We start from the raw sequence: 4,552 nt of genomic DNA on the forward strand, positions 1-4,552 counted from the left end.
GTGCGGCCCGCGCGGGCGCGGAACTACGCCTGACGCCCGCGCCCCTTCGCCTGGGTGAGCGCGGCGCCCGCCAGCACGATCACCGCGCCGACCGGGGTCGACCAGCTCAGCGACTCGCCGAGCACGGCGACGCCCGCCGCGGTCGCGATGACCGGGATGAAGTACGTGACCATCTGCGCGGTCGTCGGCCCCACCTCGGCGACCAGTCCGTACTGGAGCAGGACCGCGAGGCCCGTGCCCAGCGCGCCCAGGGCGATGATCGCGAGCAGCGGGACGAGGGCGAAGTGGCCCGGCAGGGACGTGAACAGCGGGGTGACGACGGCCAGTTGGGCCGTGGCGAGCAGTAGCTGGGCGCCGGTCATCGCCAGGTGGGAGTTGCCGGTGTGCGCCAGGGTGCGACGGACGTAGATCCAGCCGACCGGGTAGCTGAGCGAGGCGAGCAGCGCCATCGCGGTGCCCGTCACGTCCAGGCCGTGGAAGCCCTGCCAGACGCCGAGCACCGTCAGGACGCCGAGGAAGCCGATGCCCAGGCCGGCGACGCGGCGCCGGGTCGGCCGGTCCTCGGACAGGGCGACCAGGGACAGGGCCATGCCCCACAGCGGCGACGTCGCGTTGCAGATCCCGGCCAGGGTCGAGGGGACCGTCTGCTCGGCGAAGGCGAAGAGCGAGAACGGCAGCGCGTTCAGCAGCAGGGCCGCCACCGCCAGATGACCCCAGGTGCGGGCCCCGCGCGGCAGGCGCTCCCGCTTCACCGCCATCGCCGCGACGAGTACCAGGGTGCCGAACAGCAGCCGTCCGAGCGTCACTTGGAACGGGGCGTAGCCGTCCGTGCCCACCTTGATGAGCAGGAAGCTGAAGCCCCAGATGAGGGAGAGTCCGCCGAAGCGCAGGCGCCAGTCGACGGCGCGGCGGGGCGGGGCCGAGGTCTCGGCGGCGGGTGCGGTGCGGGCGGGGGTGACGGTGCTCATGACGCAAGGATCGCGCTCGCCGTTCTCTTAGCACAAGCGAGATTTCTTGCGTGGTATCGCTTAGCATCGCTTACATGTTGAACTTGGAGCGGCTGCGGGTCCTGGACGCGCTCGCCCGGCACGGATCGGTGAGCGGCGCGGCCGAGGCGCTGCACGTGACGACGTCGGCCGTCTCGCAGCAGATGGCCAAGCTGGAGCGCGAGGCCGGCCAGCAGCTGCTCGCCAAGCACGGGCGCGGAGTGCGGCTGACGGACGCCGGCCGGCTGCTCGCCGAGCACTCCGCGCGCATCCTGTCGCAGGTCGAGCTGGCCCAGTCCGACCTGGAGGCGCAGCGCGGGCAGGTGGCGGGGGAGCTGCGGCTGTCCGCGTTCCCGACCGCCGCACGGGGGCTGTTCCCCGCCGCGTTCGCCGCGCTGCGCGTCGACCACCCCCAACTGCGGCTCCGTTCGCAGGAGTTGGAACCGGAGGCTGCGGTCGCCGGGGTGATCCGCGGCGACCTCGACCTGGCGGTCGTGCTCGACTGGTACAACAAGCCGATGCCCCTGCCCGAGGGTCTGGTCAAGGCGAGCATCCTGGACGACCCGGCGGACGTCGCCATGCCCGTCGGGCACCCCCTCGCCGGGCGCGCCGAGGTCGGCCTGGAGGACTTCGCCGACGACGAGTGGATCACCTGGGGCGAGGGCGAGTTCTGCCACGAGTGGCTGCTGTTCACGCTGCGCGCCAAGGGCGTCGAGCCCCAGGTCGGCCATCGCGCCGCCGAGACCCATACCCAACTCGGGCTGGTCTCGGCCGGGTTGGGGGTGTGCGTGGCACCGCTGCTCGGCCGAGACCCGGTGCCGGCCGGCGTGGTGACCGTGCCCGTGCGGCAGCAGGTGCGGCGCCATGTGTACGTGGTGTGGCGCGCGGACGCCGACCGCCGGCCCTCGATCAGGGCGGCCGTGGAGGCGCTGCAGAAGGTCGGCGCGGATCTCGGGCGGTCCGCCTAGGCCCAGGGCCCGTGGGGTCTTCGGTGACACCTAGGGAGTGGGCAGGTCCGTCAGCTTGCGGAAGTCCCAGGACGCGATCTTGTCGGGGGTCAGCCGGGCCCAGGCGTGGCGGCCGTCGTGGAACATCTCGGACAGGCCGAAGTTCTTGTGGGCGAACAGCGGCTCCACCGCCTCCAGTTCGGCGCAGGGCTCCCCGGTGCGCGGGGACTCCCCGACGAACTCGATCCGCCCGGACAGCTCCACGCCGTGCAGCTCCCCGTACTCCTCACCGGCGTCGACCACCACCGCCACCCGCCCGTCGGCCCGCAGATCGGCCCAACGGCGGCTGCGCGCAAGGGAGTACAGCCACAGCGACGTACCGTCCCACAGGAACCACAGCGGGCTGACGTGCGGCGTGCCGTCCGCCGCCACCGTGGCCACCCGGCAGGTGCGCTGTTCGGTGAGGAACGCGTCCAGCTCCTGCGTCGACATCATGATCCGGCGGCCGCGGCGCTGGGTGGCGGTCATGGGCACTCCCTCGTACGTGGGCTGACGGTCCGTCAGGAATGCAGCATGCGGGCTCTTCCGTCCGCACGCAATGGTGGCTAGTGTCCAGCAACCGAAGAGGGCCGACACACAGGGGGCGTCCATGCCGTCGCACGAGAAACTGGCCGAGCTGCTCGACCCGGCGAGCACGGTGCTGCTGACCGTCGAGTGCCAGCAGGGCGTCGTCGGCACCGAGAGCGCCCTGCCCGAACTCGCCAAGGAGGCCCGGTCGTCGGGCGCGCTGGCCAACGTGGCGCGGCTCGTCACCGCGGCCCACGACAGCGGCGTCCAGGTGCTGCACGCCGTCGCCGAGCGGCGCCCGGACGGCCGCGGCGCGAACCGCAACGGCCGCCTCTTCCGCGCCGCCGAGCGCCTGCCCGTACAGCAGCTCTCGGGGTCGAAGGCCGTGCGGATCGCCCCGCCGATCGAGGTCGCGGACGAGGACCTCGTCGTACGCCGCCTGCACGGGCTCTCCCCGCTCGCGGGCACCGACGTCGACCCGCTGCTGCGCAACCTCGGCTGCCGCACCCTCGTCGTCACCGGAGTCTCCGCAAACGTGGCGATCCCCAATGCCGTGTTCGACGCCGTGAACCTCGGTTACACCGTCCTCGTCCCTCAGGACGCGATCGCGGGGGTGCCCTCCGACTACACCCCCGCGATGATCCGCAACACGCTCGCCCTCGTCGCCACCGTGGCGGCGACCGCGGACGTGCTCGGCGCCTGGAAGCAGCCTAGGCGAGGCTGATCGACCCGCCCTTGACCACGATCTTCTTCTCGGGCAGCGGGCGCGTGGCCGGCGGATGGGCGACGCTGCCGTCCTCGATGGAGAACCGGCTGCCGTGGCACGGGCAGTCGATCGTGCCGTCCTCGACCTTGGTGACCGCGCAGCCCTGGTGCGTACAGGTACTGGTGAACCCCTTGAACTCGCCCTTCTTCGGCTGGGTCACCACGACACCCGCGTCGGCGAAGATCTTGCCGCCGCCCTCCGGGATGTCCGAGGTCCTGGCGAGCTCCTCGCTGCCGCCGCCCCCGGCCGAGGAGGCGTTGCCGGCCGGTTCGGACGAGCCGTCGTCCGAGCCGGCGCACGCGGTCAGCACCGCGGCGATCCCCGCGGCGCCGACCGCGGCGACGACGGTGCGGCGGGCGGGCGCGGGGCCCTGGGAAGCGGACTCCTGCGAAGCGGTCATGCTGTCGGTTCCTTTCGGTGGGGCGTGCCGGGATCCCGTGGGGGTCTCTCTCCCGTACGTGCCGTGATCCCGCAGCGTTCAACGTCTCGCCGCCCTCTTAACCCGCGAGCACCCGCGCCGAGTTCGCGGCGGACCGTGGTGTCACCCCATCGGGGGAGGAGAGGGCCCGTCGGGTGCGGCGACGGCAGCGCACAGAGGGTGCGCCGCCGTGAACGGGGCGGGGCCCGGCTGTCCGTCCTGGTGAGGAGGCCGCTCGGGGCGGCTATAGCCTGGGATCATGCTTGCAGAGCCGGCGGCGACCCGCTATGTCACTCCCCTGCGCGAGGGGGGATCCTTGCCCGGACTCGTCGAGGCCGACGATCTCCGTACGTACGTCATGAAGTTCACCGGCGCGGGTCAGGGCCGCAAGACGCTCGTCGCCGAGGTGATCTGCGGGCAGTTGGCGCGGGCGCTCGGCTTCCGGGTGCCGGAACTCGTCGCGCTCGACCTGGACCCGGTCATCGGTCTCGGCGAGCCCGAGCCCCAGGTGCAGGACCTGCTCAAGGCGAGCGGGGGTACCAACCTGGGCATGCGGTTCCTGTCGGGCGCGCTCGGTTTCGATCCGCTCGCGTACGCCGTCGACCCCGTTCAGGCGGGGCGGATCGTCTGGTTCGACGCGCTGATCAACAACGTCGACCGGTCCTGGCGCAACCCCAACATGCTGGTCCACGGCGGCGAGCTGTGGCTCATCGACCACGGTGCGAGCATGATCTGGCACCACAACTGGCGCGGCGCAGCGGCCTGGGCGGGCAAGGCCTATGACGCCACCGACCACGCCCTCGCGCCGTTCGGCCCCGACGTCGCCGCGGCCGCCGCCGACCTCGCGCCGCGCGTCACCGAGGACCTC

The 4,552-nt window shown here is 72.5% G+C and carries 6 protein-coding genes; 3 read left to right on the top strand and 3 right to left on the bottom strand.

Going from position 1 to position 4,552, the window contains the following annotated elements; all coding sequences use genetic code 11:
• Positions 1-23 precede the first annotated feature (23 nt).
• On the bottom strand, positions 24-968 hold the full coding sequence (locus tag G3I40_RS41845; RefSeq protein ID WP_164560030.1) for a DMT family transporter: 945 nt from the start codon (positions 966-968) through the stop codon (positions 24-26).
• A gap of 74 nt (positions 969-1,042) precedes the next feature.
• Between G3I40_RS41845 and G3I40_RS41850 the strand changes: the two genes are divergently transcribed.
• Positions 1,043-1,954 carry a LysR family transcriptional regulator gene (locus tag G3I40_RS41850; protein ID WP_164560031.1) on the top strand — a complete coding sequence of 304 codons (912 nt, stop codon included), beginning with the start codon at positions 1,043-1,045 and terminating at the stop codon, positions 1,952-1,954.
• 30 nt (positions 1,955-1,984) lie between these two features.
• Here G3I40_RS41850 and G3I40_RS41855 read toward each other — a convergent pair whose 3' ends face one another.
• A complete protein-coding gene (locus tag G3I40_RS41855) occupies positions 1,985-2,461 on the bottom strand; it encodes a pyridoxamine 5'-phosphate oxidase family protein (protein WP_164560032.1) in 477 nt (158 codons plus the stop codon).
• Positions 2,462-2,582: 121 nt separating this feature from the next.
• On the opposite strand from G3I40_RS41855, the gene G3I40_RS41860 reads away from it, so the two are divergent.
• The gene (locus G3I40_RS41860; protein WP_164560033.1) at positions 2,583-3,224 is read left to right on the top strand and encodes a cysteine hydrolase; all 642 of its coding nucleotides are present in this window, start codon (positions 2,583-2,585) and stop codon (positions 3,222-3,224) included.
• On the opposite strand, the gene G3I40_RS41865 is transcribed toward G3I40_RS41860, so the two are convergent.
• The gene (locus G3I40_RS41865) at positions 3,211-3,666 is read right to left on the bottom strand and encodes a Rieske (2Fe-2S) protein (RefSeq protein ID WP_164560034.1); all 456 of its coding nucleotides are present in this window, start codon (positions 3,664-3,666) and stop codon (positions 3,211-3,213) included. The genes G3I40_RS41860 and G3I40_RS41865 overlap by 14 nt on opposite strands.
• A gap of 277 nt (positions 3,667-3,943) precedes the next feature.
• On the opposite strand from G3I40_RS41865, the gene G3I40_RS41870 reads away from it, so the two are divergent.
• Positions 3,944-4,552, top strand: a 609-nt coding sequence (locus tag G3I40_RS41870) for a HipA family kinase (RefSeq protein ID WP_164560035.1), incomplete at its 3' end; no start/stop codon positions are given.

The organism is Streptomyces sp. SID14478 (genome assembly GCF_010548525.1).
In the GTDB taxonomy this organism is placed as follows: domain Bacteria; phylum Actinomycetota; class Actinomycetes; order Streptomycetales; family Streptomycetaceae; genus Streptomyces.